Source organism: Bifidobacterium sp. ESL1118 (genome assembly GCF_058505595.1).
The window spans coordinates 1,556,444-1,581,466 of record NZ_CP196371.1 but is presented as its reverse complement, the minus strand read 5'-3'; the positions used below and the strand labels follow the sequence as shown (position 1 = coordinate 1,581,466).

Here is a 25,023-nt window from a genome sequence, read left to right as displayed (position 1 = left end):
GGGTTGAATCAGGGTGTTCCCCCATGCTTCGGCCGGCTTCGAAGTGGTGTAATGAAACTATGAATGATACACAGCAACACGACGATGATGCATCCGGCCAGCCGGGCAACGGCGGTCAATACAATGTCTATGGCCAAGGTGCCGGCCAATCGGGCAATGGACCATACCAAGGTCAGCATGAAGGCCAATATCAAAGTGCCCCAGGCTATGGTGCCTCCGGAGCGCCGAACTACAGCATGCCGGGCTATAACGGCCAAGGGTATTACGGGTCGAACTATGGTGCGCCGAACGCGGTGCCACAGGCTCCCCGTCAGCACATCGTTGACAGGTTCTTCAACTGGATACGCCGCAGCGGCCTCGTGCGTGGGCAGCGGCGTTGGGTCGGAGGCGTGTGTTCGGGTCTGGGCTACTATTTCGGTGTCAGCGAGGCTTTGGTGAGGGCCATCATATTCGGTGTAACGCTCGTCTGCGGTGCCGGTGCGATGTTCTACGCCCTGGCCTGGGCGCTGTTGCCTGACGTGGGAGATGGGCGCATTCCCGCTGAGGATCTGATTCGCGGCGGCCGCTGGGGCGAGTGCGTCGGAGCTTTGGTGCTGTTCGTTCTGGTGGTCTGGATTCCGGGGGTTGGTGCCGCGACATTCGTCGTGTCTCTAGCGGTGCTGCTGTTGTTGGTCAACAGTGGTGTTCATAGGGCTGCGCGACGCGGACCGCAAGGTGGCTTTGGCTATGGAAATGGCAATGGCGGCGGGTATGGCAGTGGATGGGGGCCGGCCGGTCCGATTCCGCCGAATTTGCAGTATCAGGGCCAGCGTAACCAACCGATGGGAGGCGTTCCTTACCACACTGATGGTTCAGCGACCAGCAGTCAGACATATCACTCAGTCGATGGCGAAGCTTACGAGCAATCGACTTCTACGAGCACCGACTGGCAGTCTCCCGCAGAGTCGGAGCCGTTGGGGAGTCATGCTTCTGCAGCTTCCACACCGTTCGGAGGCGGGTATGCTTCCACACAGATGCCGCCGTATCAGCCCAGTCCGGTGCTTCAGCCCACTCGCAAGCCCAAACGTCTGCGTAGACGCCCTGCAGGTGTGGCTCTGACCTTGGGGACGCTGGGCTTGGTCTTCGTGGCTGCTGCAGCTGCTGTGGCGGTGATCGAGGTCAACAATCTGTATCTGCACGATACACTGCAGGTTGTGTCCATGGCCGTGGCTTTGGTCTGCGTGGCCTTGGGGGTGCTCGTCCTCGTTCTTGGCGTCATGGGCCGCAGGGCCGGCGGCGTGAAATTGGCGGCGTTCATCGTGGCTGCTGTGGCGGTGTTCGTCATCAGTCTCGATGGAGGGTACGTCGTAAGACTGCAGGCCATGAATGGCTTTGGAAACTATGGGCCGAAGGTGAGCGTTTCCGGCGAAGAGCACATAGGGGCCACACGAGCTGAGATGCGGCAGTTGCAGCGCGGCATGCGGTTCATGGGCGAGTCGTACGACAGCTCGATTGTCGACATCGATCTGAGCGATTACGCCAAGACGTTTGGCACCCACAAGATCACCCAAGAGAACGGCAAGACGGTGGATTCCTCCTGCCCGGCAGGACGTATCAACCTTGCCGCCAAGGATGCTCAGGTCTTTATCACTCTGCCGAAGGACTGCACATTTGTACTCACCGACAACATAGATGGTGAGATTCTTTCATACAGACGTTCCGATGGCCGAAGGGCGGAACTGTATTCCGAGCCGGACGGGAAACGCAATCTGAAAAGTATTGGCGAGAAAACCGACGCCAAGCAGCAGAGGCATCATCGTCACCACTATGAGGACGATTACGGTGATAGCGATGACGATGACAGCGATGATCCTAATGACGATGAGGACGAGGATTATGACGATTATGAGGATGAGAACAATGACTTCGGTGAATATGACGACTACGCCGAAAACCAGCATTGGCTGGGCTATGGTTCTTGGAATTCCGGTAGCTCGCTAGGCGTCAATAGTCTGGGTAGTCCTTACTCCTCGGGTTACGTCGGCGGCGGATCCTACCTGGGCTATGGCCAGCTTCGCGGCTTTGCCTCGGGGCCGGACTATGGGTGGACGAATTCCTCGTCCGCCATGCCCGACAATGGCCCTGAACTTGTTGTCTCGGCTCCGGCGTTGATAGAGGCGCAAGTGCACGTTGGCTACCCGGGCGATATCCATATTCCTTCAAGGAGCAAGTGATGGATGGGAAAATGATGCCGTTCGGCACGGGTGATGGCATTGGTCTGGTTGGCGGTAACGCTAACGGTGGTGATGGCAATTGCGGGAAAACAACGATGGCAGCGAGGAGAAAATCGTAATGAACATGCAGAATTCAGGTGACGAAGACAGAACCCTTACTTTGCCGATGACCCAAGTTGGCGTTGACTTGCCAAAGGTCGGCGAATCTTCTGCGGCGAGCAAGGTGGGTGTCGACGGCGATGCAGGCACCGATGATAATCAGGCTATAACGAGCAATGTGGACATCGACGGCGATCACGCCGTGACGAGCGAATTTCCAGCTGTCGGTGGTGCGAGTGCGGACTCTGATTCCTCGTCGACCGAACCATTGCCTGCATCAGACATGGTAGGAGGTGCTGATGAACGGAATAAGACCGACGAATCGTATGCTTTCAGCGAGGTAGGCAATGTAGACGGTTTTCAGAATGCGGCCGATGAATCGTGCACTACTGATGGCGATGCAGGCGTTGACGGTGAGGGATTTGGTGATGCCTCGCAAGCACACGGCGACCATGTGAATTCGGGTCGTGGTTCTCAGGGCTGGCAGCGGCAGGAAGATTTTGGAACCCAGCAGGTGCCGTTGTATGCCTCCGCCGGTGCGCCACCGTATGGTCCGTCCTATTTCGGTAGGCAGCCGCGTCCCACGATACCGCCGAAGAAGGGACCCAGTGCGGCAACCATCGTCCTCGGGGCGCTCATCGTGCTTGTCGGCATTGCCACACTGGTTGCCGGCCTGAGTTTCTCGGCTCCGTGGGTCACCGATCTTGTCTTGAGTTCGCGCGAGGTCTTTGCAATCGTTCTGGCGGCGGTAGGGGTGCTGTTGTTGGTCGTCGCTGTGGTGTGTGCCGTTTTTCAGATGCACAGAAACCGAAACACTGGCACGTCTGACTAGGGCTGGGACAGACACGAAAAATTGATGTCAGAAACTATATAGACCAAAGAACGCGAGCAGCAACAGTGAAATGACCGTACTGGCGATGGCCAGTACGGTCGCTGCCGTTCTGCATGGTCCCCAGCTTGTGTTCGCCGTGTGACGCAATGTGAACATGGTCACGATGAGGTTTGCGCAGAGTGCCGCATCAATGATGGCGAGTATTTGGAGAGACAGCCACCCGATTTGCAGCACGTTCGGATTGGCGTTCAGGCTGAGTGCCCCGGTCACCGCTACGCCTGCATATATGAAGAACGCGATGAGGGTGATGAGCAGTGCCGCCGTGCTGGCCGAAAGTCTCGAAGCTAGGCCAGAAGGCAGGGTGTGCCGCGATTTGGTGAGTGATTGTGTAATTCCACCGCCAGCTGCCAGCAGCGCTGCAAGCGCGAAGCAGAATACGGCTATGGCGATGGATGCCACCAGCACATTGAGTGAACTGATGATCCCCGAAGGCGTGCTTGTCGGTGCAGCGTAGCGTTGATTCGGCTGGGCACCAGCAATCTGAGGGGTGAGCCAACCAGAATAGGAACTGGTGCCACTCGTAGCGGCGTTTGAGGTGGCGGCTTCAACCCAGTAGTCGAGGTCTTTGGTGTAATGCTCATCGAGAGGGAGGCCAGGCTTCGATGTCTTGGCGCCTACGCGCATCTGATGGTTGGCTGCGTAGTAGCGTACCGTTACGTTGGCGTTGCCGGTTGAACGCGTCTTGTCGAGGATGAGCCTGGCTCCTTGTTCGATGGGCATGGAGGGGTCGTCCGTGCCATAGTTCACCAGCAATGGCATGGTGAGACTGCTCAGGTATTGTTCCGCGGGGAAATCGGCGTAGTTGGGACCAAGGGGCGAAAAATTCATGCTTAGGATCTTGTCGACCGTACGGTGCAGGCCTTTCGGTGCGCCCGAGAGCGAAAGATAGGAGTTTGCGGCCATCGCCATCTGGTGGCGACCCGAGACCGCCGGAGGCGAAACGAGGATCATGAAGGCGATTGCCGGGTCGTCGGCGGCCATGACCTCCGAAATCCATGTACCTTCCGATTCGCTGTATACACCGGTTTTCTTGGGCTCCACGCCTGATATATGGCGCAACACGTTGAGTGAGGCCTCATAATCATGGGCCATGGCGAAGTAGTTGCGACGTAACGTGGAATAGGTGTCGATACGTTTGCTCGGCACAAGGGTGACGATGCCGGCCGATGCCATGGCTGGGGCGATGTCGCCGAATACTTCCGAAGCCTTACCTGTGCCTGCGCCGTGCACAAAAAGGCACGCTGGTCGGCCTTGCGGCGCCCCGACCGGCTCGCGGATGATGGCGTCCACGCTCACCGTAGGGCTGAGTTTCACACGGGTGTTGGTGGTGCGCACTTTGTAGGTGCCCTCTGGCACGCCGCCAAAGTCTCTTGCCTGAGTGGATGTGCTTTGGTCTGCTAGATGAATGTGATCAGTGTAGGGGGTGGTGCCGGTCCAATGTGGCATCATGGCGGCACCTGCGGCTCCGAGCAATAGCAGAAGGGCTATGAACGCGGCGAGGTAAGTCAGAACTCGTTTCAAAATTCGCACTGTGTCACTCTAACGCATCGCCTCTAGGTTGCCAATGGCGGGCATTTTAGGGAATATTCGATGAAATCGATGCCTTGTAGGGGCGGAATCTGCAATATTCGAAGCAGTGCTTCATTCAGAGGGGACTTTTCTCGCTGAATTTGGTGAGAGGGAAATCAAGAACGGCGCAATTCCGGTGTTCTTTGTTTCCCTCTTCAATAATTTATCTCGGAAAAGTCCCCTCTGAACGAGTGAGCGGGGCGAGAGCAAATGCATGATTAGCTAACAAGAGTGAAACATGCTGAAAATACAATGAAATATACTATTTATGGTATAAATTATGCCTTCTGTGCGGCTTCGGCCTTGGCCAGTGTCTGGTAACCGGCGATCTTGACCGTATTGAGGATGGTCTCCTCTGTGAGGTTGTGTTCTGCGCTCACCAGATGCATGATGAATTGTCGATAGAGTTCGAATGTTCTCTCGGAGTAGGTGCCGAGTTCTCCGCGCAGATAGGTTTCAAAGGATGTGGCTTCGGGTGTGTCCTCATTGGTGGTGAGCGCCCTCATCTCGCGGCCAAGTTTGGGGTAGTGGATACGAAATGCGCTCGCCCAACGTACCTGTTGGGCTATCACCATCTCTTGGGCGGCAATGCGTGCACCTGTCAGGCGCGGAATATACGGCTCGATGTTGCGTTTGTATTCTTCGGAGGCTGTGGACGCCATCATACGTCCGTACTTCTCGGTGACAAGGTTGCGTCCCTCGCGGTCGGCTTGCGTGAGGTCTGCCTCATAGCTCTCCAATAGATCCTGAGGCCATGTCAGGAATTGGCTCAACCTCATCTGATGGAATGTGGGCCAGTTGCCTTGGCAGGCGGCGCGTCCTCCCTCGTTGTCGGTCTGCTGGAATTGTTCCCATTCGTGCCGTATCACGGTTTCGGTCAAATCGTCCGTGGTGTGCTGTGCAGTTTGCGTCGTCATTGTGGCTCCCTTGTACCGGTGCCACGCTTGCATCGGTTTTATGCTTTCGTTCTGTTCTCAAGTCTAGACATTCAGTGGATTACGCCTAGAGCTTTTGGGCTCGATTGCCATTTGCCCTTCCGTTATCGAACTACCTTATTGCCGCGCTGATGAGAGGGCAGATAAGCGGATGGTCTCAGTTTCTGGCAAATCAGACTGTGGCGTGAAGAATGCAGAAGTGCTCGCGATTCACAGACTGTGCAGCACGGGGTCGGTGGCACTGATGTGTTCCTCCACGTACGGCCGTTGCCATTCCAGAAACGTCTCGTCAGAGGTGGTCAGCCCTTCGGCCTTGAGTTCCATTGCGATTTCTGCGCAAATACGTTCCACGCTCCGCTGCACTTGTTCCATGGCCGGCCCTGAGCCTTTGCCGCCCTCTCCGAAGCCCGCTCCACCGAAGCATGCGGCGGAAGAGAGGCGCAGTATGCATTCGAGTTGTTCGCACACGTCTTTCAAGCGTGTGGCCGTGCGAGAGCTCAGCCTGCGCAAAGCAGCGAACTGCCATTTGTAGTAGGGCATGTAGCCGGCTGTGACGGGCCGATTGATAAGGAACACCAGTGAGCACACGTTGGTGGCGAATTCCTGGATGGAAAGCCAGGCTGCTGCGCCATCGCCGCGCTGGAGCATACGGGGCAGATTGTATTGACCGGCCTGCGCAATCATGCCCAAACGCCTTGAGATCAGGGAAAGCCGCACATCGTCGGGCATGAACTTGAAGCCTTGGCGAGTTTTGGAGAAAAGCCCCACTGGATCGGCGAAGATCGAGCCATTCGTGGCTGCGGCCAGTGTCGGTTCATCGAGCAGCAACCATTCGTGTGGTTTGTCTTCCGCCGGTGCCTGGCGGTAGCCAGTGATGGATTCAAAGAAAGTCCCAACCTCGAACACGCCGTCACGACGGTTTGCGCCTTGCGCACGGGCGGTGCTTTCACGCGGTGTAAAGCCCATGAAATCCTGCGGCAATGCCTCGTAATCGTCTTCAAGCTGCTCGCCGATGGCCGTGTAATCTTCCGTATTCAACCACATGCAGAAGCGGGGGCCGAAGTCATGGTCGTGTGAAAGTTCGTCGTCGAAGCCGTAGCATTCCGAACCGTGCCCCACCAAGCCTACAGCGATGCGGCCTACATAGTCGGGGTAGCGTTCGGCGACCATGGGCTTGCCCACTTGTTTCCAGTAGGCTCGGGCAAGCTGAATACCGGACAAGTTTGAGGATGGTTGAGTGGGGCGAGACTGTGATGAGGCTGATGGTAATGATGACGCTGATGGTGCCGTCGAAGCGCTGACTTGGCTTGCTGCGGTGTGCGATGCTTGGTTGCCCGATTGACGAGCGTCGACGTTGTCGTCGCTGGCCTCGGCTTTCTTGGTCTCCTTCAAGGCCTGTTGCACTTCGTTGAGGTTTTGCGCGGTGATGCGGTAGTAGTCAGTGTCCTTGCCGTAGCATTCCGCAATGACGGCCAACGAATGCTCATATGCGTCGGTTGTCTCATGGAGTCTGCCGGCCATGAAACTGGCCTGTGCATAACCGGCCAGTGCCGAGGCGTAGTGTGCGCTGTGTTCCAAGTGCCCAGCCTTATAGATGTCCAATGTGGTTGTGGCGTGCCTCAGTGCCTCGGCGATGAGGTCCGGGTCGTGTTCCTTCTGTGCACGCTGGAGCAGCACTAGCGCCAGGTTGGTGTGAGTGCTGGCCACATCGAGGTCCTGACTGGCGTCTGTGCTGGACTTGGTCAGGATTCCGAGCGCCTCTTCTAGCTCCTGCTGCGCCCGTTTGAGGTCACCAGTCTCGCTGTAGAGCATGGAGATGTTATTGTGCAAAGCGGCCATGCGCCGGTCGTTGGGTGTGTATGTTTTCTTTGCCGATTGCATTGCCTGGTCGTAAAGGGCAGCGGCCTGGTCGTAACGTTTGGCTGCGCGCATTCCTGTGGCAGCGTTGATGAGCGTGGTGGTCCAAGCTTCGGTGCCCTCAATGCGCATTTTGAGGCCGAGTTCCAGCGCTCGCTGGATGATCCATTGGTTGTCGTCGTGCCGTCCGTGGGAGCGGTAGAACCCCATCGTCTCATTGAGCACGGTGAGCAGGCCGGCGTCATCGCCCGCATTCTCCGCGTCCACCATGGCCTGCTGGAGGTAATCTTCCGCGTCGTCCTTGGCTTTGTGCGCCTCATAGATGTCATCGAGGCCTTTAAGAAACTTGTCGGTGTCGAACGTGGCAGGCTTGGAGTTGGTCTCAGGGTTGCCCTCGGCTTGCGCTTTACAATTGGCATCTGGTTGCGACGAGGTGGCGCCTTCGAACTGTTTGGCGAACGCCGCAAGCGCGCTCTCTGCGGCACTCTCCTTGGCTTCATTGTCTGTTGGTTCGTTCATTGTCCCTCCTCATATACATCTGCTGTGATTCGTGATATGACGATTATAGGCCAGTGACCGGCCGCAGGCGGTAAAACAACGAACTCCTACCTTTTGCGACGTAGTATGACGCAAAAGGTAAGGGGACAGTAGTTTTTACCGGCAGATATTCGTGAGTGGCTGCCAGGGCTCCAAGTCGATCGGCTCGTCGGTCAGTGCCTCGAGCACAGGTTTCGGCAGAAACTCCCTGCGCACGATGAGCTCGTTGACATAGCGGCGGAACCAGTCGTCGGAGGCCACATAGTAGCCGTCCTCGCCTACGTCCTTGCCCCAGCTGTTCTCCACCTTCCAGCGGTCGGCCTTGCCGTCTTCGTCGATGTTCACACCGGTGAAAGTCATCGCGTGGTTGCTCTCGGAGACGCCGTATTGCAAGGCATGTGCCTTGTCGAAGGTGAACTGCGTGCCGAAGAGCTCGTCCATGCGCACGGCCTCGGGGGCGAACACGCCATGCTTGTCGCGTAGCAACGAATACTGTTCGCAATCGCAGGCGAACCACAGCGGGTAGCCTGCCTCGAGCTGGTCCACGGCAGCCTTGTGCATCACATCCTCGCTGACGTTGACGAATTCCAACGGTCCGCTTTCGGCCACATTGGTGGAGTACATGAGGTGGTAGCGCCGGTTGAAGGGGCGGCCTTCCATAGGGGAGTTAGCCAGGCACACGTAGTCGTTCACGTCCACAGGCACGTATTTCCTGTAAAACTCCTGCGGGGTGATGCCATATTCGCGGATCTGTTGACGGTCATCGATGCGCGAATCCTTGCTGTTGGTGTTCTTGTCATCAGCGTCCTTCGTTTTGGCTGATTTGCTGTTCTTGGCCTTCTGCCCGTCCTTGTCGTCCTCCTTGGTGCGGGCGAGGAAATCGAACGTCTTCGGCGGTTCGCCAAGGCTTATGGCGCAGATGCGGTACACGGTCTCCATGTCTTGCACTTTGAGTTTACGCAGCTTGTCGATGCCGCTCCCGGCCTCGTGCCGTTCGCGCAACTCAGCTCCGAATTCGCGCAGCTTCGCATTCAGGTATTGCTCGAAATCCGCGGAGCTGGTGGAGTTCGCCGATTCGGGGTAGGCGGACTTGGGCATGAGCCCGTACTTGTTGACCAGGTTGACGAACATCTGCCACCAGCCGCCATCGTCCGCGGGCTCGGCATTGATGGTCTGGAAAATACGGCTTTCCGTGCTCTCATCAAGCGTGGCAAGCACATTTTCAAGATAGGCATTCGACTTCTCCATCTTGTCCCAGAAGAAAAGATAGGTCTCCGAAAACTCGAAGTCCTCAAGGTTCCACTTGTGCATCACCTCGAAGCTCAGCGTGTTGAGGGACGCGAACATCCAGCACCGGCCGGATTGCTTCTGGTCGGTGATTCCCGTCGTTTTGAGGTCCACCGAAAAATCCTTGGGCAGGGAGCGGATGCCTTGGTAGCTGGTGGCGGCTTTGAGGATGCCTTGTGAGGTGGCGGCGTTGGCTGCCACTCGGTTGGCACGCTCGGCGTTGAATTTCTTCGAGTAGTCGATTACTGCAGCCGTATCGATGGCCTTTTCGTTGTCCGCCCTCGCCGGCGAGGCCGCTGTATTGTTCGTTGTTGATGCTGTACTCATAAAACTCCTTCGGATAGCGTCAATGTGTAGTGAGGTTCGCTGTGCATCGCTCCGTGCGTGGCCGAACCCGCACCGCTCACTCTACCCTCGGTGGATTACGTGTCGACCGTTCGGGTTCTTGCACGTCCAGCACATGAAGTGATGCTTAGATAATGGAAGGAACTATAGCGTAATGAAGTGTCATCGACGAGTCAACGAACGTTGATGAACAGTGTGTGTCCGTTTTGTCGCCATTTGTGCACCGTTTGTTGATGATTCGGCCGTTTGTGTGTTGGTTGGCGTCCGTTCTGTCTCCAATGATGGACTGCTGTTGATGATTCGGACATTTGCCGTGATGTGCAGGGCGCGCACAATAATGAAGGCATGACTATTGCAACTCCTGAACGGTATGCGCAGATGCTTGATGCGGCAAGATCGGGCGGTTATGCCTACCCGGCGATCAACGTGACCAGCACACAGACGTTGAATGCCGCTTTGCAAGGGTTTGCAGAGGCGGGTTCAGATGGCATCATTCAGGTATCGGTGGGGGCGGCTTCCTATCTTTCGGGCCAGGCTGTGCAGGACCGTGTGGCCGGTTCGTTGGCATTCGCCGGGTTTGCGCGCCAGATTGCAGGGCACTATCCGGGCATCACTATTGCGTTGCACACCGATCATTGTGCCGAGCCTTATTTGGGTGAGTGGGTAGAGCCGTTGCTCACCTATGAGGCGGAGCAAGTGCAGCGCGGCGAGGAGCCGGCATTTCAGTCGCATATGTGGGATGGATCCGCCTTGCCGCTTGGGCGTAACCTTGACATTGCAGAACGATTAATGAGTCTTTCACGCCAAGCGCACACGATTCTGGAGATTGAGATCGGTGCCGTCGGCGGCGAGGAGGATGGCCATATAGCCGGCATCGACGAGAAACTGTATTCAACGCCGGAGGAAGGCATCGAAGTCGCCAGACGTCTTGGGTTGGGGGAGCGTGGCCGCTATATGGCAGCTTTCACTTTCGGCAATGTACATGGTGCCTACAAGCCCGGCGTGGTGAAGCTGCGTCCGGAGTTGCTCGGAGAGATTCAGCAAGCTGTGGCTCAGGCTGTGGACGATGGTTCCATAGGCAAATCCAAGACCGAGGATGGGCCAGCCGTTGGAGAGGCCTGTCCGCAGTTGGACGCTCGGAATACAATTGGTGATGGTTCAGGTGCCTCGGCCGGCGCTGATGGCGAGCCCGCTTCAGCCGATGTCGGCATGGCTACGACAGCTGACTTTCAGCATGACTGTATTCCGGCGTTCCCCGAAAACAAGCCTTTCGAACTGGTGTTCCACGGCGGTTCTGGGTCCACGGATGACGAGATACGTGAGGCGGTGAAATACGGCGTGGTCAAGATGAACATCGACACCGACACACAGTATGCCTTTACCCGCGCAGTGGCTGGCCACATGTTTGAGCATTACGATTCCGTGCTCAAAATAGATGGTGAAATGGGCGACAAACAGTATTACGATCCCCGGTCTTGGGGAGTGGAGGCCGAGAAAGCCATGGCCGAGCGCGTGGTCGAGGCATGCAAGGTGCTCGGCAGCGCCGGCAAGGCCCTGAAATAGTCTGGCACCCCCAAAAAACGACCTCAATGGAAGGTTTTCATTAGGAGGGGACTTTTCCCGGGATGTCTATCAGAGACCGAAATCGGGAATGGCGGAATCTCGGGATTGCTGATTGTCGTGAATTGTTGCGATGTGAAATTTCCGGAGAAAAGTCCCCTCTAAACGAATTTCGATGCTTTTTGGGCAAAAATTGTATTTGTAGGCTTGATCTGTGCTTGATTTCGTTCCGTGAGCACTTTTCCTGAGGTTGTATGAAGAATAGAAGAAAACGAAATCTAAGAATAGTGGTATTCCGGTGTTTTTGATTTTGGCTGTTGCATAGTGACCGATAAAAGTGCTCACGGAACGACACGAACTGTCCCCAATGGCATTAGGTAGACGTGAAGGTAGGCTTGGAACGGCCAAATCGGGCGAATTCGGAGGTCTGCTTATGTCTGGAATCATTCTTATCGGTGCTCAATGGGGAGACGAGGGCAAAGGCAAGGCCACCGACCTCATCGGCACGAAGGTCGATTATGTGGCCCGCTTCAATGGAGGCAACAACGCCGGGCACACCGTGGTGGTGGGTGACGAGACCTATGCGCTGCACTTGCTGCCCAGCGGCGTGGTGAATCCAAATGTCACACCGGTGATTGGCAACGGCGTGGTGGTTGACCCCGAGGTGCTGTTCGAGGAGATCGACGGATTGCAATCGCGTGGTGTGGACTGTTCGAGGCTGCGCGTCAGCGAATCGGCCAACATCATTGCGCCGTATCACCGCGTGCTCGACAAGGTGACCGAGCGCTTCCTTGGCAAGCACAAGATCGGCACCACCGGCCGTGGCATCGGCCCGGCCTATGCCGACAAGATCAACCGCACCGGCATCCGCGTGGCCGACCTCTTCGACGAGGAGCACCTGCGCGACAAGGTGGGGGCCAGCTTACACCAGAAGAACCAGATGCTCGTCAAGCTCTACAACCGCCGTCCGCTGGACGTGGACGAGGTGACCGATAAACTCTTCAAGCTGGGCGAGCGGCTGAAGCCGTATGTGGCCAATACGTCGCTGCTGCTCAACAAGGCGCTCGATGACGGCAAGACCGTACTGTTCGAGGGTGGTCAGGCCACCATGCTTGACGTGGACCACGGCACGTATCCGTTCGTCACCTCTTCCAACCCCACCGCCGGCGGCGCATGCACCGGCACCGGCGTTGGCCCTACGAAGATCTCGCGCGTCATCGGCGTGGCCAAGGCCTACGTGACCCGTGTGGGCGAAGGCCCGTTCCCCACGGAGCTCAATGACGAATCCGGTGAATGGCTGCGTGCCCAAGGCCACGAGTACGGCGTGACCACCGGCCGGCCGCGGCGGTGCGGTTGGTTCGACGCAGTGGTGACTCGGTACGCTTCGCAGGTCAACGGACTGACGGACATCGTGCTCACCAAGCTCGACGTCTTGACCGGTTTGAAGGAGATTCCAATCTGCGTGGCCTACAACGTGGACAACGGCGACGGCACGCACACCCGTTACGATGACATGCCCGTTGACCAGGCCCAGTTCGCCAAGGCGACACCGGTCTACGAGACCATGCCTGGCTGGACCGAGGACATCTCCAAGGTCCATCGCTTCGAGGACCTGCCGGCCAATACCCAGGCCTATGTGAAGCGCTTGGAAGAGCTTTCGAACTGCCGCATCTCCGCCATCGGGACCGGTCCGCAGCGCGACCACATCATCTCCGTGCGCTCGCTCGTGGACTGAGCGGCATAAAGACAGCAGGGGCAGGTCGTTTTGGCAACTGTCGGGATTTCGCGCCGCAGCAAGTGGGTTGTTGCGGCGCGGGCTGTTGTCTGTGGCCTCCTTGCGGGTGTGCTGGCGGCCTGTTATCGGCAGGGCATTGGGCTGGCCACAAAATTTGCCAAGTGGATGTACCCGCAGATGCTGCACAATTCGTGGCTGATTGCACCGTGGGCGCTTGCGGCTGTTGCTGTCGGCCTGCTGGTGGCTTGGCTGGTGCGGCTTGAGCCGATGGCATCTGGCAGTGGCATTCCCCAGGTGGAGGGCGTAGTGCGCCTCGGACTCAAGATGCGATGGGCGCTGGTACTGGTTGTTCGATTTATCGGCGGAATTTTGTGTGGCATGTTCGGGCTGTCGCTCGGCCGTGAAGGACCGAGTGTGCAGATTGGCGCCGCCACGGCTCAAGGTACACAGCAAGGGATGCGCTGGTTGCGCATTCGGCGGGAAATCGCTTCTTCGGATTACAGTAGTAGCACTGTGGGCATTGGCGCTGCAAAATCTGAGAATGTGGAGTCCGAGAACGTCGAGCCCAAGAACATGCAATCCGATACCATGCAATCCCAAATTGACCAGACGCAGAAGCCTGATAACTCGCAGGAGAACGTGCTCGTCACCGCAGGTGCGGCAGCCGGACTTTCTGCGGCGTTCAGTGCTCCGCTCTCCGGCGTGATGTTCGCGCTCGAGGAGGTGCATCACAGTTTTTCGCCCGCCATATTGCTCGGGGCGGCAGGTGCGGCCCTCAGTGCGGACGTGGTGGCCAAGATATGGTTTGGCTTGCAGCCGGTGCTTGACTTCACTCGTCTTTCACAGCTTTCGTTGCCGCAGTATTGGTGGATTGTGCCGCTGGGTCTGCTTTCGGGATTGATTGGTGTGCTGATGAACCGGCTGTTGCTTGGTGCTCAGACGCTGTATAATCGCCTGCCATGGTGGAGCCGCCCGTTGATTGCATTGACTGTGGCGCTGCCGGTCGGTCTGTTTCTGCCCCAGGTGCTCGGCGGCGGCGAAGGCGTCATAGGGGATGCGGAGCGTCATGGTTTGGCCATAGGACTGGCAGGGTTGCTGGTGTTGCTTGTAGTCAAGATGCTTTTTACAGCCACGAGTTTTGGGTCTGGGGTGCCCGGCGGCATCTTCATGCCGATTCTGGCGGTCGGTACGCTGGTGGGTGCGGTGTACGGAGTTGCGTTGCACAGTGTGAGTTTCCACGGCTTCGGTGTTACTATCGGTGCGGGGAATGTTGCCGTCAATGCAACTACCGCGTCAGCGGTGTCCTCATTTGGTTTCGCTTTCAACGGCTCAACGGCTGGCGGTTTCGTGCCGCAGTCCATCATCCCCATCTTCGCCGTCTGCGCCATGGCCGGCGTGCTGACGGCGTCCGTCCAAGCACCGCTCACGTCCATTCTGCTCACCGTTGAGATGAGTGGCACGCTGGTGCACATGCTGCCGGTGGCGCTGTGCAGCTTCCTGGCGCTCATGGTCTCCGACCTCACGGGTACGGAGCCAATCTATGATGCGCTGCTTGAGCGCTATGTCGCCGCCCATCCTGAAGATGAGCCAGCTGAAATTCGTGCGCGGCAATAGTGAGTTCAGGTGGGGTTCCACACCTTGGTGAATGAGCATTCGTGTTTATAGTAATGCTATATATCGTGTGTTGCTACTCAAATATCACTCAGTAGAGTATTATTATTGAGTAGATGTTGATGTAAGGGGGAGTTATGGCACAAACGCAGTAAAAGGTGAGATTGCAGATCAGCACGTCGCGTGCGCTGAAAGAGGCTGCCGACGCGCTATTTTCCTCACTTGGCACCGATACTGGCACTGCTGTCAACATGTTTCTTAAGCAGGCTGTGCAGGACAGGGGTTTTCCGTTTCTGCCCAGCAAGCGCGTAGATCCCTTGGTTGCTGCGGTGCGTAAGGCTGAATCCGAGCCTTTGCTTCACGGTGGAAGTGCCGACGATATGGCGCATATCATTGATTCGCTCTGAAATTCTGTAGCGTTTATGGGGGTACGATGGCGTACAGCTTTGAATATCGGCCAAGCTTTTTACGCGATGTTAAGCGACTTAAACGTAAAGGGTGCGACTTGGAGAAGCTCAATGGCGTGCTGCATGATTTGGCACAATTCGATAGGAAACAGCTGGCGCGCAAATATCGGAATCATGCCCTGAAGGGTGAGCTTAAAGGGTATCAAGAACTTCATGTCGAAGGGGATTGGCTGCTTGTCTATCAAGTCGTCAAGAAGCGTATGTGCTTGCGCTGACCTACGCCGAAAGCCATGATGGCACGCTCCGGGCGCATTGATATTTCTTGCACTGCGCTCTGCGGAGAATGAGGAAAGATGCCAACCGAGATTTGCTAACATTTTGTTATTGATTAAAGTCAGTTTGATTTCGAATCAATGGACGGATAACAAAAAATAAGGAGTGTAATATGAGCAAGAAAATCGCAGTGGTGGCGGCAAACGGCAAGGAAGGGCGGCTCATCGTCGAGGAGGCCGTCAAGCGCGGCATGGATGTGACCGCCGTGGTGCGCAGCGAGAACAAAACAGCTGCCCAGCATGCTCTGATCAAGGATCTCTACGACTTGACCGCGGATGATCTGACCGGTTTCGACGCGGTGGTGGATGCGTTCGGCATCGCTCCAGACAAGGCCGATGAGCACATCGCCTCACTCAAGCACTTGGCCGACGTACTTTCCGGCAGCAGTACTCGTCTGCTCGTGGTTGGTGGCGCCGGCAGTCTTTATACTAACAAAGAGCACACGGCTCGGCTTTCCGATAACTTCCCTGACGAGATTAAGGCGATTCCGCTGGCGATGGGCAAGGCGTTCGATCAGCTGCGTCAGCGCGACGATGTGCATTGGACCTATATCAGCCCCGCGGGCGACTTTCGGGCCGAGGGGGAGCGCACCGGCAAGTACGTGCTCGCTGGTGAGGACTACACCACCGATGCCGATGGCGACAGCGCCATCAGCTACGCCGACTACGCCATTGCGATGGTCGATGAGCTTGAAGCAGCTCAGCCGCACGACCGTGAGCGCATCTCCGTGCGCTGGTGAGAGTCTGACGGCAGCACAAGTCGCGAATACGGACAATCGTCGCACATACAGTCGAAAAACAACCTGAAATTGACTGTATGCGCGACGATTGTCCATATTCGCGACAATTCAAAGAAACCGCATTGCCGGGGTGGTAACGTGTGGGCATGGGCATGGGCATGGGCATGGGCACGAGCGGTCGGGAGTTGTTTGCCTTGATCTGTGCGGTGCCAACGGGTGTCCGATTGGATTTGTCTCGGATTGTGGCAATGAAATCATGCCGATGGGATTGTGACAATGGGATTATGCCAACGCGGTCGAGCCGATAAGAACCCCGCACCAGGCTACGGCCAGACTCAGCACCAGCATTCCGCCAGTGTGAACAAGGGCGACCTGCGGGCGGTCGGCTCTCAGGAGCTGCACACCCTCCACGCTGGCGGTGCTGAATGTGGAGTAGCCGCCGAGGAAGCCTGAGCCGAGCAGATACTTTGCTGTGGTTGAGACGATGTGCGCAGTGGCCAGTCCGGTCAGCAGGCCGAGCAGGAAGCATGCGGTGAGGTTGATGACGATGGTGCCGAGGGGAAAATTCCAATGGTTGTGCGGCGTGACGTGCGCATTGACCCAGCCGTCCACCTCCATGCGCAGCACGGCGCCCAAACCTCCCAGCAGTGCGGCGAGAATGATGACGACAACATTTGTTTGATTCATTGCTCTGCCTCGTTTCCGTGCTCGCCATTGCCTCGTTGGGGGCGCTCCTGGTGAGAGGCGTGGTGCGTCGCGCCGGAAGCAGTGTCGAACTGTTGGCTATGAGTGGCGGTTGCGCTTTGCGTCGTTGGCGGTTTGGCGGGAACATCGTTTCCCGTCGTTGTCATGGGCTTGGGAGACAGAGCATTACTGTGCTTCTCGTTCCGAAGTCCGGCCAGTGCCCCGCCAGCTGCAATACCAAGACCGGCGCAGGCCAGTCCCAGAACGATGTTGACCACCATGTACCCACCGGCCAGCATCCAGCCGCCCGTAGCGAATCGGGTGTCGGTCTCCACAATGAACGTGCTGTAGGTGGTGTAGCCTCCGACCCCGCCTGTGCCCAGGCCCAGCCTCACCACCTTGCGAACGCCTTCATCCTTGCCGGCCTGCGCGAACCATTCGGTGATGAGGCCGAGCATGAAGGTACCAGTCAGATTGACCAGCGTGGTGGCCCAAGGCCATGAGATTGCGCTCGTAGATTGCAGTGATCCCAATCCCAGCCGTGTCAACGATCCGACCGCTCCACCGCAGAACACCGCCAGAGCAGCCAATGCCTGGGTGTGCCGCATCCAGAGGGTATGAGTTGGCGTACCGGCCGTATCTGTTTGTTGCTTTCCTGCCGCCGTGTTCGTGTTGTTGTTCATAAGCCCTTCCAAGTTGCGTTCGTTTTGTGAAACGGAACAGCGAGCGCCTGAATATAGTAATTATAAGTGCATGCACTTGCGTTTGAGATATTGCGTAATCTCAAATTTTAAAACCCTCATATCGGCTCAGGCACACCGGCATTCCAATCCGGCGCGTCTGCACATGTTTGTACGGAGAGGAGATCTGCGGGGATGACGTTTCAACGTTTTCGGCCTGCAGGTCTCCTCAAGACTTTGGACCGCGTCGTACCTCACATCGTCAGGAATGCACAAAACATTGGCGTTCGACCCGTGCTCGTGATCCACTTCGTACTTGTTGCGAGACCCCCGTGGCATTTCAATCGTGACTGTGAAGGTGTTGGAATTCAAAGGTTTGGCCATATTGTGCTCCTCTCCAAATGCGTTTCAGGGAAGGAACCGATACAAAATACCCCTGCAGCCCTGCAGAAGTCGTCAGCTCAATGGCGGTTCGGACGGTTATGCCCAGGGTGTACCTCATACCCGTGCTTAACTATACCACCGGAAGGGATCGTGGGTTGTTGTACGCACTCATGGTTGTGCCTGGCACTGTGACGGTTCTCTTTGCAAATGGGGGCATCGCTCTGGTGCAGGACTCCTGTGACATTTCCAGTGGTTGTCCAATCCGGTTTGGTCCCGGATTTTGCCACGTCGATTTGTATGAGGGAAAATGCGTTTGATTTCTCGCTTTGCTTGTTCAGAAAATAAGATGTATATCACATTGTGAAATATATCACGTGAGTCTATGGCGAATACGTGGTTCATAAAACGTTTGACGGAATACAACAATGATAAGTTCGATGTATAAATTCCAAAACAACGAAGAATAATGAGGTGGACAAAGAATGGGGAAAATCAATGCCGCAGACAAGATGGTCCAAGTCATGCAGGCCTGGGGAGTCGATAATGTATATGGTTTGCCGGGTGACTCGGTAGATACAACAGTAGAAGCTTTATACCGTAAGCGCGACGAGGTGAAGTTCACTCAGGTGCGTCATGAGGAGGTGGGTGCGCTCGCCGCAGCAGCCCACGCCAAGCTCACCGGTCAGGTGGGAGTCTGCCTTTCCATTGGCGGCCCGGGTGCCATCCACATGCTCAATGGCCTCTACGACGCGAAGATGGACCACGTGCCGGTCGTCGCCATTCTCGGTGAGATTCAGTCCAGCTTGCTCAACACCGGGTACTTCCAGGAAGTCAACACCGCCAAGCTCTTCGACGACGTGGCCGTGTACAACAAGCTGGTCGCCAGCCCCGAGACGGTGCCTGAAGTCATGGATGAGGCCATACGCATGGCATACCTCCACCAAGGTGTGGCCGTGCTCACCATTCCTGATGATGTGCCCGACCACATGATTGAAGATACGTTCCAGCCCACCGCCGACCAGTTCCACCGCTCACACCCGGTCATCGATCCGGCGCAGATCGACAAAGCCCTGGAGATGATTCACTCGGCCAAGAAGCCGGTGGCCTTCTTCGGCGTGGGTACCAAGAACGCCAAGGCTGAGGCCAAGGAGTTTGTGGAGCGCTACTCGTTGCCGTTCATCCAGACTATGCCGGCCAAGGGCACTATCGACGACGACCACTCCAATGCGTTGGGTCAGGTGGGCAAGCTCGGCACCAAGCCGGCCTATGAAGCCATGTTCGACGCTGACCTGCTCATCCTCGTCGGCACCGATTACCCGTATGCGCCGTACCTCAACAAGAAGATCCCCGCCATCCAGATTGAGTTGGATCCAGACCATATCGGCAAGCGCCACGCTGTGGAAGTGGGTATTGTTGCAGATGCCGCCGATGCGCTGAACCAGCTTAACGAGCGCGGCGAGAAGATTGAGGAGACCGGTTGGCTCAAGGCCTGCCGCAAGAACATGGCCACGTGGCGCAAGTGGATGAAGGACACGGAAAGCAAGTCCCATAAGGGTGTGCTGCCGTCCCGTGCGTTCGCCAAGATGAGTGATGTGGCGCCGGACAACGCCGTCTGGTCCATCGATGTGGGCACATCCACTTCCTTTGGCGCCCGCTTCATCGATGCCAAGAGTACCCAGAAGTACATCATCTCCGCGTGGCTCGGCACCATGGGCTGCGCGCTTCCAGGCGCCATCGCATCCAAGACTGACATGCCCGACCGCCCCGTCTACGCAGTGTGCGGCGACGGCGCCATGGCCATGGTGATGCAGGACTTCGTCACCGCCGTCAAGTACCAGCTGCCCATCGTGGTAGTGGTCCTGAACAACCACCTCCTTGCGTTCATCGAGTACGAGCAGCAGTCGGTGGGCCAGCAGAACTACGGCATCGACCTGGCGGACATCGACTTCGCCAAGTTCGCCGAGGCCTGCGGCGGCATCGGCGTGAACGTGACTACGGACGAGGAGTTCGACGCCGCCATAGAGAAGTACAAGAACCCCACCAAACCGGTCATCATCAACTGCGCTTCCGCCGACGAGGCCCCGCTGCCCGGCAAGATCGTCTGGGACGAGGCCAAAGGCTATATGAAGTTCGGTTTCGACTACTTCGGCGAGCAATTCCGCATCCCGAAGATGCCGCCGCTTCGCGAGATCATGCGTCAGTTCCTGTGAAGGTGATTGTCCTTTAAAGCAAGTTCCGAGTTATGCACAGATACCCCTTGTTCTGGACGCTCCAAGGCCGCTCGGCCGGTCTTACGCCAGAACAAGGGGTATCTGTGCATAACTCTCCATGTGGGAAAGGCGCTTTTTCCTAGCGAATAGTGGAGCCATATCAGTGTTCTTGGGAATGTTGATGTGGCTCTGTGCATAATTTCCTATGATAAAGGCGATTTTCTGGCGAATCGTGCCTACATTGTTTTCTCATATTGAGACGAAGAACCACTCCTTGTGTATACCGCCATTATTGTGTGACTTACATCATTGGCAAAACAAAGGAAAGGGAGTCTGATGAGTCTAACAAGTACGAATTATCTGCCTAGTTACACTGTGGGTGTCGATGCCTACAAGGCCGTGCCAGAGGTCACCAGGCGCTATGGGCGCACCGCCGTTGTCATCGGCGGCAAAAAGGCGATGAACGCCGCTGGCCCACGTCTGCGTGAGGCGCTGGAGGGCACGGACGTAAAGATTCTTGACTTCATCTGGTACGGTGGCCAGGCTCGTCACGATGTGGCGGCAGAGATGGCCAAGGATCCGCGTGTACAGCAGGCCGATATGGTCTTCGGCATGGGTGGTGGCCGCGCGGTCGACGAGTCGAAGGAGATCGCGGAGCTTGCGGGCAAGCCACTGTTCACCTTCCCGACGCTTGCCTCCAACTGCGCCGCTGTCACGGCCATCGGCGTGTTTTACCACGAGGACAACTCAGTCGACAACTACTTCCTGCCCAAGGAGCCGCCGCTGCATTGCTTCATCGACACGCAGGTCATCTCCGAAAGCCCCGACAACTACTTCTGGGCCGGTATCGGAGACGCGCTGTCGAAAGAGCCCGAGGTCGAGCTTTCCAGCCGCGACCTCGACCTGCCGCACACCCCGTTGATGGGCCGCGCCCTGGCGACGGCCTGTGGCAAGCCGTTGTTCGATTACTCTGTCAAGGCCATGGCCGACAAGAAGGCGCGTAGGTCCAGCTATGAACTCCAGCAGGTCGTGCTCGACATCATCGTCTCGACCGGCTTGGTCTCCAACATGACAACCAATCTCGGCGCCAAGGAAGGGGCATACTACTTCAATTCCAGCGTCGCCCACGCGTTCTACAACGCATACACCGGCATCGGCGAGGCATCCCGCCGCCATCTGCACGGTGAGCTCACCGGCTTCGGTACGATCATCGTCGAGGCCTTTGACGACAACGTCGAAGGGGTCAAGCGCTTTGCCGATATCAACATGCAGCTGGGGTTGCCCGTCACACTTGAGCAGATCGAATGCCCGCTTGATGCCTTGGACGGCATCGTCGAGCGCGCGCAGAAGACCAACGAGTGGGGGCGCGCGCCGTATGGCTATACCCCTGAGCGCTTCAAACAGGCCATACTTGACACGGATGCCTACGGCCGCGCCCTGCGCGCCGGCGACAAGGAAGGCTGTGCCAAGGCCTTAGAGGCCGTCCACGCGCATCGCTGCGTTTCGCCGACCCCGCGCAAGGTGTGAGATTCCTTTCAAGCGAGTTCCGAGTTATGCTCAGGCACCCCTTGTTCCGGACACTCAAGGCCGTTCGGCCAAGCTTACGCCGGAACAAGGGGCGCCTGTGCATAACCCCGCCGGAAAACCCGCATCCTTGCATAACTGCGTACCAACCGGCCTATGCGAATTAAGTCAATGGCGTATGGATTGTCCGCGGGAGCGCTAATAATAAAGTCTTCGCTTGGGAATTGCGAGGGGTTCCCGTTTGGTTTGTGGCTATTCAGCCCGCCGGTATGTGCATTGTCTATCCGGTGCAACCGTCAGTGGACGCCAAGTGCGTCACCCCCGATAATGAAATGCGTTGGATGCATGTCCGGGGGTTCGCCGGGTTCCATGCGTGCTCCAAACGCGCTATGTTGCAGCATCACCAACTGATCGCAGGAATGAGAAGGGATTCATGGGCTCAACCATGACTAACACAACCATGCCCGAAACGGGTAATAACGGCGGCAAGCCGGAGCACACCGAGACTGAGCAAGACAGAAACCAGCAGTTCGAGCCGGCCAAGGCCCGCTACGACACCAAGCATCCGATGCTGGCCATGATCGGCCTGTACCTGGGTGCCTTCCTTGGCATGCTCTCCGAGACGTCGATGAACATCGCGCTGCCGGACTTCATGAAGAGCTTCAACATCACCGCGGGCGTGGCGCAGTGGATGGTGGTGGGTTACATGCTCGTCATCGGCATCGTCCTGCCGTTCACCAGCCTGCTTCTGAAGTGGTTCAAGGCCCGCCGCATCCTCTTCGTGGGTCTGGGTGCCTTCCTGGTAGGCTCGTTGCTTTCGGGTTTTGCGCCGAGCTTCGCCGTGCTGCTCATCGGCCGCATGGTGCAGGGCGTCGCCACAGGACTGATTTTGCCGATGATGTTCGCCGTCATCCTTGAGGTGTTCCCGCTGCACAAGATCGGCTTCGCCATGGGTACCGCCAGCCTGGTGATCATGTTCGCCCCGGCTATTGGGCCTACTCTCGCCGGTGCCTTCATCGGAGCGCTTTCCTGGCGTGCCATCTTCTTCTGCTTCGCCATTATTGCCGTGGTCGCGCTTGTCTGCGCCGCCCTGTGGATGGTCAACCCCTACAAGCTGACTCGTCCGAAGATCGATGCGCTCTCCTGCATCGCCTCGGTGCTCGGCTTCGGTGGCTTGGTGCTCGGCGTCGGCCTCATCAGCGTGCTCGGCTTCACCGCCCCCGTCGTTGTCATTCTTGTAGTCGGTGTGCTGGCCCTGGCTTGGTACTGCTACCGTCAGCTTCACATGACCAACCCGGTCATCGACCTGCATGCCTTGGGCATCAAGCCATTCACTGTCGGCATGACCATCGTGGTGATGGACTTCGGCATCACGCTGGCCTCCATGTACTTGATGCCGCAGGAACTGCAGAAGGGCATGGGCATCGCCGCGGCAATGACCGGTCTCATCATGCTTCCCGGCGGTGTGATCAACGCCGTGGTCTCGCTGATCTCCGGCAGGCTCTATGACTCCATGGGCGCCAAGATTCTGGTGCGTGGTGGCCTCATCATCGCCATGGTCGGCCTGGTCCTGCTTATGCTGGCCAAACCCACCAGCCCTGTGGCCTACATCATCCTGGCCCACATCGTCCTCATGATCGGCATCCCGATGGCCATGAACCCGGCCCAATCCTCGGCGCTCGGCTCGCTTCCCGAGTCTCTTTCCACCGATGGCTCCACCATCGTCAACACTGTCCAACAGGTGCTCGGCGCCGTGGTCACTGCCGTCACCACCATCCTGCTGGGCTCAGGCCAGAGCTTCTACATGGGAGCACATGGCGATGGTGCGTATGCCGGCAAGGCGCTTGAGCAAATGTCGTATGTCAATGGTTCCCGCTGGGGCTTTACCTTCGCTCTGGCCCTCGCCGTCATCGGCTTCGTCGTCTCCTTCGGACTGGCCAAGAAGCGGGAGACTTCGGATGTTCGGCACTGATTCGGCGCTTGTCTTTGAAGTGCGGTGCCTGTAAACCCACCCAATTTCGCCACAGGGCGAGCGAAATAGAACGGCGGGTCATGACAACCGCGGCGTAACCATCAAAATGGGGTGTGAATTGTTTGATTCCGCCCCATTTTTGATGCTTGAAGGTGATTGAGGCAGAATTGATCCTGAAATCTGACTTTCGTGTCTCTGAATATACTCAAAGCATGGTTGAGAAAGTAGATAAGCAGGTGAAAATGTCCGAGCAGACGGTGCAGTCAGAGCAGACCAATGCCGTTCATGCGGTCGGCACAGCTGGCGCGGTTGCGGCTGGCGAGGTTGAGGCGGCTGGTGCTGGTGCGACGGAAGGTTGCAGGACCGATCTCAACGTTGTGGCTGCCGAGTACGCTGACTTCGCCGAACAGGCAGAGGCGCAGGTGCCACAGTTGCCGCGCACTGAACAGACGGCAGACCAGGTGATTGCCCTTGCCGCCATCGACTCCACCATGTTCCTTTCCCGCCAGTTGATCCGAGATGGTAGCTTGCCTTTGGTGGATCCACAAGGTCAGCCGCGTATGGCGGCAATGTGTGCCGAAGCCCAGACCTCCGGCCATGGCAGACTGGGGCGTAAGTGGGCTGACAAAGCCGGCTCCTCGTTCTTGGTCACGTTCATGACGGCGCTGCCCACGGCTCTGGTCACCAATCCGGATTTCAACGGCTGGTTCACCATCGAGGTCGGCCTGGCCACTATTGAATCCGTTGAGGACGCCATGGAGGAGTGTGGTGCCAAGCTCATTGACCCGGCGCATGCTTTGGAGCTCAAGTGGCCCAACGACATCTTCTACAACGGCCACAAGCTCGGTGGCATCCTGACGGAGCTCGTGAGTGACTTGCCGATGGGAATGGATGCGTTGGCGATTGTGCCGGGCGACGGCACCGAGGGCCACGACGATGCAGATGATGCCATCAAAGGCGGCATGATTTTAGGTGATGTTCTGCCAGGTGGCAATTGCCCCGCTATGGGTGTGATGTTTGGCATCGGCATGAACCTCGATCTTGACGAGGAGTTACTGCCCACCCCTATTTCCACTTCATTGCAATTGATCTATCGGCCGTTGCCCGACCCCCGTGAGTTGCGCGATGCCATTGCCGCTGGCATCGCGCGGCATTTGCGTGGGCGGCTGGCGAAGTTGGTGGCCAAACCAGAGGAAACACGCCGGCAACTGTATCGGGAGATGAAGTCCGTCTGCTGGACACTGGGGCGGAGAGTCGAGGCCAAGTTCGTTGACGGGTCTGTGCTGCGTGGTCGTGCCGTAGATCTTAACCTCGATGCCTCGCTGACCATTAAGGGCGAGGACGGAGTCCGCAGGGTCGTCCAGACCGCTGATGTGGGCGTCATCGCGTAGGCGGGAAATTCAAGGGAACCGCCTGTGGTTTGTGCGAAGCGACAAAACCGCGTATGGAA

At 57.4% G+C, this 25,023-nt stretch carries 18 protein-coding genes; 12 read left to right on the top strand and 6 right to left on the bottom strand.

The annotated features are described in order from the left end of the window. Nucleotides 1–59: 59 nt before the first annotated feature. Both ACSYSS_RS06290 and ACSYSS_RS06285 read left to right on the top strand, forming a co-directional pair. Nucleotides 60–2,213 (top strand): PspC domain-containing protein, encoded by a 2,154-nt coding sequence (locus ACSYSS_RS06290; protein WP_491703189.1) that lies wholly within the window; start codon nucleotides 60–62, stop codon nucleotides 2,211–2,213. 118 nt (nucleotides 2,214–2,331) lie between these two features. After that, nucleotides 2,332–3,144, top strand: a complete 813-nt coding sequence (locus ACSYSS_RS06285; protein ID WP_491703188.1) for a hypothetical protein — start codon at nucleotides 2,332–2,334, stop codon at nucleotides 3,142–3,144. Between the two features lie 27 nt (nucleotides 3,145–3,171). Here the strand turns inward: ACSYSS_RS06285 and ACSYSS_RS06280 are convergent, their stop codons facing one another. The 4 genes from ACSYSS_RS06280 to ACSYSS_RS06265 form a co-directional block, all read right to left on the bottom strand. Further along, entirely contained in the window at nucleotides 3,172–4,725 is a 1,554-nt protein-coding gene (locus ACSYSS_RS06280; protein ID WP_491703187.1) for an alpha/beta hydrolase family protein, read from the bottom strand. A 326-nt stretch (nucleotides 4,726–5,051) separates the two neighbouring features. Beyond that, nucleotides 5,052–5,690 (bottom strand): DUF4125 family protein, encoded by a 639-nt coding sequence (locus tag ACSYSS_RS06275; protein WP_491703186.1) that lies wholly within the window; start codon nucleotides 5,688–5,690, stop codon nucleotides 5,052–5,054. 228 nt (nucleotides 5,691–5,918) lie between these two features. After that, entirely contained in the window at nucleotides 5,919–8,084 is a 2,166-nt protein-coding gene (locus ACSYSS_RS06270; protein ID WP_491703185.1) for a DUF4037 domain-containing protein, read from the bottom strand. A gap of 135 nt (nucleotides 8,085–8,219) precedes the next feature. Next, the gene (locus ACSYSS_RS06265; protein ID WP_491703184.1) at nucleotides 8,220–9,716 is read right to left on the bottom strand and encodes a C1 family peptidase; all 1,497 of its coding nucleotides are present in this window, start codon (nucleotides 9,714–9,716) and stop codon (nucleotides 8,220–8,222) included. Nucleotides 9,717–10,079: 363 nt separating this feature from the next. Between ACSYSS_RS06265 and fbaA the strand changes: the two genes are divergently transcribed. The 6 genes from fbaA (at nucleotide 10,080) to ACSYSS_RS06235 (ending at nucleotide 16,119) form a co-directional block, all read left to right on the top strand. After that, entirely contained in the window at nucleotides 10,080–11,297 is a 1,218-nt protein-coding gene (gene fbaA, locus ACSYSS_RS06260) for a class II fructose-bisphosphate aldolase (RefSeq protein ID WP_491703183.1), read from the top strand. Nucleotides 11,298–11,727: 430 nt separating this feature from the next. Further along, the gene (locus ACSYSS_RS06255; RefSeq protein ID WP_491704257.1) at nucleotides 11,728–13,029 is read left to right on the top strand and encodes an adenylosuccinate synthase; all 1,302 of its coding nucleotides are present in this window, start codon (nucleotides 11,728–11,730) and stop codon (nucleotides 13,027–13,029) included. A 30-nt stretch (nucleotides 13,030–13,059) separates the two neighbouring features. Further along, nucleotides 13,060–14,643, top strand: a complete 1,584-nt coding sequence (locus tag ACSYSS_RS06250) for a ClC family H(+)/Cl(-) exchange transporter (protein WP_491703182.1) — start codon at nucleotides 13,060–13,062, stop codon at nucleotides 14,641–14,643. A gap of 161 nt (nucleotides 14,644–14,804) precedes the next feature. Further along, nucleotides 14,805–15,047, top strand: a complete 243-nt coding sequence (locus ACSYSS_RS06245; RefSeq protein WP_491703181.1) for a type II toxin-antitoxin system RelB/DinJ family antitoxin — start codon at nucleotides 14,805–14,807, stop codon at nucleotides 15,045–15,047. Between the two features lie 26 nt (nucleotides 15,048–15,073). Next, the gene (locus ACSYSS_RS06240; RefSeq protein WP_491703180.1) at nucleotides 15,074–15,322 is read left to right on the top strand and encodes a type II toxin-antitoxin system YafQ family toxin; all 249 of its coding nucleotides are present in this window, start codon (nucleotides 15,074–15,076) and stop codon (nucleotides 15,320–15,322) included. Nucleotides 15,323–15,492: 170 nt separating this feature from the next. Continuing rightward, nucleotides 15,493–16,119 carry an NAD(P)-dependent oxidoreductase gene (locus ACSYSS_RS06235; protein WP_491703179.1) on the top strand — a complete coding sequence of 209 codons (627 nt, stop codon included), beginning with the start codon at nucleotides 15,493–15,495 and terminating at the stop codon, nucleotides 16,117–16,119. Between the two features lie 282 nt (nucleotides 16,120–16,401). On the opposite strand, the gene ACSYSS_RS06230 is transcribed toward ACSYSS_RS06235, so the two are convergent. Next, on the bottom strand, nucleotides 16,402–16,806 hold the full coding sequence (locus ACSYSS_RS06230) for a fluoride efflux transporter FluC (RefSeq protein WP_491703178.1): 405 nt from the start codon (nucleotides 16,804–16,806) through the stop codon (nucleotides 16,402–16,404). Further along, on the bottom strand, nucleotides 16,803–17,486 hold the full coding sequence (locus ACSYSS_RS06225) for a FluC/FEX family fluoride channel (protein ID WP_491703177.1): 684 nt from the start codon (nucleotides 17,484–17,486) through the stop codon (nucleotides 16,803–16,805). Before ACSYSS_RS06225 ends, ACSYSS_RS06230 begins: the two co-directional genes overlap by 4 nt. 863 nt (nucleotides 17,487–18,349) lie before the next feature. On the opposite strand from ACSYSS_RS06225, the gene ACSYSS_RS06220 reads away from it, so the two are divergent. The 4 genes from ACSYSS_RS06220 (at nucleotide 18,350) to ACSYSS_RS06205 (ending at nucleotide 24,964) form a co-directional block, all read left to right on the top strand. Next, a complete protein-coding gene (locus ACSYSS_RS06220) occupies nucleotides 18,350–20,077 on the top strand; it encodes a pyruvate oxidase (RefSeq protein WP_491703176.1) in 1,728 nt (575 codons plus the stop codon). A 336-nt stretch (nucleotides 20,078–20,413) separates the two neighbouring features. Further along, nucleotides 20,414–21,604: an iron-containing alcohol dehydrogenase family protein gene (locus tag ACSYSS_RS06215; RefSeq protein ID WP_491703175.1), complete on the top strand. Its 1,191-nt coding sequence runs from the start codon at nucleotides 20,414–20,416 to the stop codon at nucleotides 21,602–21,604. 442 nt (nucleotides 21,605–22,046) lie between these two features. Next, entirely contained in the window at nucleotides 22,047–23,573 is a 1,527-nt protein-coding gene (locus ACSYSS_RS06210; RefSeq protein ID WP_491703174.1) for an MDR family MFS transporter, read from the top strand. Nucleotides 23,574–23,785: 212 nt separating this feature from the next. Continuing rightward, nucleotides 23,786–24,964: a biotin--[acetyl-CoA-carboxylase] ligase gene (locus ACSYSS_RS06205; RefSeq protein ID WP_491703173.1), complete on the top strand. Its 1,179-nt coding sequence runs from the start codon at nucleotides 23,786–23,788 to the stop codon at nucleotides 24,962–24,964. Nucleotides 24,965–25,023 lie beyond the last annotated feature (59 nt).